The sequence below is a fragment of the Candidatus Neomarinimicrobiota bacterium genome, from assembly GCA_022560655.1.
GTDB lineage: Bacteria > Fidelibacterota > Marinisomatia > SCGC-AAA003-L08 > TS1B11 > JADFSS01.
In genome coordinates, this window is the sequence record JADFSS010000120.1 from 1 (window position 1) to 3,745 (window position 3,745).

A 3,745-nucleotide genomic window follows, 5' to 3' on the forward strand; every position below is an offset into this window, starting at 1 on the left:
ATGAAATTTCGCAACGGGCGGGAGGGAATCGGGGACGTGCTCCGGCGAATCTATTGCCGTGGCCTGGCGTTCTGTGTAGAATCAGTCCAAGGATTTATGGCATTGGGGCAAACTTCCATCAAAGGGATAGCGATGCGTGGGCTCGTGGCGGGGCTGGTTCTCTGGTCGGCGTGCACGCCGGGGGGCGTTGAGCTGCGGCCGGGCGACCGCATCATCTTCCTGGGCGACTCCATCACCGAGTTGGGCGATCAGCCCGATGGCTTTGTGGCGCTGGTGCGGGATTCCCTGGCTGCCCGGCTACCGCATCTGCGCCTGGAGGTAATCGCTGCGGGAGTGACCGGCAACAAGGTGCCCGATCTGCAGGAACGCCTCCACCGCGACGTCCTGGCCCGTAACCCCGACATCGTGTTTGTCACCATCGGTGTCAACGATGTGTGGCACTCCACCCTGAGTTTGGGCGGAATACCCCCGGGCCGCTACCAGTATGGCTTGACGGACATCACGCGCCGGCTGACCAATGCCGGGGCCCGCGTCGTGCTCTGCACCCCTACCGTTGTTGGAGAGCGGATCGGTGGGGCCAATGACCTGGACGGTCTGCTTGACGATTACGCCGCCATCACCCGTGAGGTGGCCAAAGCCAGGGACGTCGCCCTCCTGGACCTGCGCAAGATATTCGTTGAGCACCTGCGCACCCATAACCCCGGCAACGCTGAGCAGGGCATTCTCACCACTGACGGGGTGCACCTGAGCCCGGAGGGCAACCGGTTGGTTGCGGAAGCAGTTTTGGATGCCCTGCAGGCCGGAGGTTGAGAGTCCGGTCATTAATGCCGGCAGCAGCAACAAGATACCATATCAGCGCAATAAGGGAGGACAAGCCGTGCCACGCAGCATTCATTTCGAAATCAATGCCAAGGATATCCAGAGTGCAGTGGATTTTTATGGCCACGTATTTGGCTGGAGCATCCAGAAGATGGAGGGTCCCCGTGACTATTGGTTGGTCACCACGGGCGACGATGATGTGCCGGGCATCAACGGTGCGATCCATTCCTATGGATAGGCACCTACGGTGAACATCATTGATGTGCCGTCGGTGGACGACTTTGCAGAGAAAATCAAGGCACGCGGTGGCAAGGTCGTAACGCCCAAGGAGTCGATTCCTGGCGTGGGCTATTTTCACTATTGCGAGGACCGCGAGGGCAATCCCTTTGGCATTTTGGAGTCCGATTCTTCGCTGGCGTAAGGCCCTGCCTGAGGGGGCTTGCAAGGTGTTACTGCGTTCGGCCCCTGCATGATATCCGTGCACCCGACGGATTCCCGGACTTAAGTTTGGCGGCTATTACCGCCGGGGCCTCAGCTACCGATATTCCCAAAGCAGTGAAAGGAAAAGTTTCATGACCGCACAGAATAGTACGACAACCCATCATTTTCTCGAAGCATTGGACCGGGCAATCGGCCGCTATGGATTACTGCAACACCCCTTTTACGAATGTTGGAGCGCCGGCGAGCTCAGCAGGGAGACGCTGGCTGAATACGCCAAACAGTACTATACGCACGTGGCCGCCTTTCCCACTTATGTGAGCGCCGTGCATGCCCGCTGTGACGACCTATCTGTCCGGCAGATGCTCCTGGAGAACCTCATCGAGGAAGAGCGTGGCCCCGATAACCATCCCGAACTCTGGTTGAGGTTTGGCGAAGGGCTGGGCGTTGACCGCGAGGATGTGCTGGGTGCCGAACTGTTGCCGAGGACCGAGGCCTCGGTGGGAACCATGCAGCGCCTCACACAAAGCCCCGACTATCGCGTGGGGTTGGCGGCCCTTTATGCCTATGAATCGCAGATTCCGGAGGTGGCCTACACCAAGCGGGAGGGGCTGAAGTCGTTCTATGGAATTGACGACGAACGTACCACCGCCTTTTTCCGGGTGCATGAGACCGCCGATATCTGGCACCGCCAGGTGGAGCGGGACGTGCTGGCTTCCCGGGCGAGCGATAAGGCTACCCGCCACCGGGTCCTGCAGTCAGCTGAGGAAGCAGCACAGGCGCTATGGACCTTTCTGGATGGTGTTTACGAGGCCTACGTGCCCATTGACGCGGACCCGGCGGCGACTGCCTGACGTTCCTTGTCTGGTCCCACCGGACGCCTGAGATGTTCGGGCGGCACGGGGTCCTGAGCGACAGCCGGTCCGGGCGGTGATCGAGGCGGCTCGCCTGTCGCGAGACGACCGGGTGGACATCATGGTCACGGCGGTGAAAGGCAAGTAGGACTTGTGTCCACTCTAGCGAATCTCGGTAGATTAGCTTGGGATAGTGAATTGGTGACCGAATGAAAAGCTGTTCACAGTTTTGGGTCAGACGGTACATCGTCTTCCCGTTGATTCTGATAAATACTTTTCTATTTTCTCAGGATCTCCGGCCCACGGTGGCTATTCTTGATTTGGAGGCCAGGGGCATCTCCCTGATGGAGGCACTGACCTTGACCGACCGTTTCCGCACCGCCATCGGCCAGACGGAAGCCGTGCGCCTGGTGGAGCGTTCCCTCATGCGTGAGATTCTGATGGAGCAGGACTTTCAACTCACGGGCTGCACGTCCGATGAATGTGCCGTTGAAGTTGGCCAGCTGCTGGGCGTGAAGTACATGATGGGCGGCTCCATCGGCAAGGTTGGAGAGGCGTACACCATCGATGTAAGGATGGTATCGGTGGAGACGGGCGGCATTGAAATCACCAAGGAAATCACCTACATAGGCGAGGTGGCTGGGTTGATTACTGAGACGGAGATTCTGGCCTATGATATCATGGGACTTGACCCGCCGCCCGATTTACTGGAGAGGCGCCGCCTGGGGACCAAGGCCTTCTTGGAGGAGCAGGCCGGAAGGGCGGCGACAAGATCGGGAGGCTTGCTGCGCTCCATGGCATTCCCAGGGCTGGGCCAACTCTACTACGGACGGAAAGTTTCGGGTTACGGGCTACTGGCCGCCGGGCTAGCCGTGACGGGTGTGCTTCTGGCCGAGTACGGCAGCTACCAGACGGCGTATGATGATTACAATCGCTACCTGGACCTGTACCGCCTCGAAGAGGATTACCCTGAAATCCTGGAATACAAGAATAATGCCCGCGCAAGCCACGATAAGCTGGACCGCGCAAGCGAGACTATTAACATCCTAGCCCCGGTGGCGGCCGGTCTCTGGGCAGCCAACGTGCTCCACGCCCTTCTGGTAGGGCCAAAACGCCGGCCGCAGAACGCGTATTCAGAACTGCCCGCCTTCAGGCTTGTTTCTGATCCCCGGACCCATCAAACTCACTTGAGGTGGGAAATTGCCCTGGACTAGAGCACGAGCCTTGTTGGCGGTCTTATTACTGCTCGGCTGCGAGGTGCCCGAGTTGAATTTCGATAATGAGCTGGACCGGCCCGAGGCACCCCAATTACTCTCTCCCGCTGATGAGGCTGTGATTACTGAGACAAACGAGGTTACCCTGGAATGGAGCACCGCGCCCGATGCCGTTGAGTATCACGTTGAAGTATTTGATGAAAAGGATGGATACTCCTCCGAAGAGGAATTTAGGTCATCTGTTGCAACCGAAACTGATACGACTTCACCCTTATCTAATGGCTGGAAACGCTGGAGGGTAGAAGCGGTGAACCCAGAGGGGCGTGTAAGTTACAGTAGCTCTAGTCGTTTTTTTGTGTATATAGGCACCAGTATCACGTTTACGGATACTTTCGGCGGCATAGCTGCATATTCTGTCCA

General features: G+C 58.3%; 4 protein-coding genes and 1 pseudogene. All 5 read left to right on the forward strand.

What is annotated here, in order from left to right:
• Positions 1 to 144: 144 nt before the first annotated feature.
• Positions 145 to 810 carry an SGNH/GDSL hydrolase family protein gene (locus tag IH971_11050; protein ID MCH7498366.1) on the forward strand — a complete coding sequence of 222 codons (666 nt, stop codon included), beginning with the start codon at positions 145 to 147 and terminating at the stop codon, positions 808 to 810.
• Between the two features lie 67 nt (positions 811 to 877).
• A pseudogene (locus tag IH971_11055) lies at positions 878 to 1,240 on the forward strand (VOC family protein).
• 151 nt (positions 1,241 to 1,391) lie between these two features.
• On the forward strand, positions 1,392 to 2,111 hold the full coding sequence (locus tag IH971_11060) for a CADD family putative folate metabolism protein (protein ID MCH7498367.1): 720 nt from the start codon (positions 1,392 to 1,394) through the stop codon (positions 2,109 to 2,111).
• Between the two features lie 305 nt (positions 2,112 to 2,416).
• Complete coding sequence (locus tag IH971_11065) at positions 2,417 to 3,325, forward strand: hypothetical protein (protein MCH7498368.1); 909 nt, start codon at positions 2,417 to 2,419, stop codon at positions 3,323 to 3,325.
• A gap of 52 nt (positions 3,326 to 3,377) precedes the next feature.
• On the forward strand, positions 3,378 to 3,745 hold a 368-nt coding region (locus tag IH971_11070), incomplete at its 3' end, for a hypothetical protein (protein ID MCH7498369.1).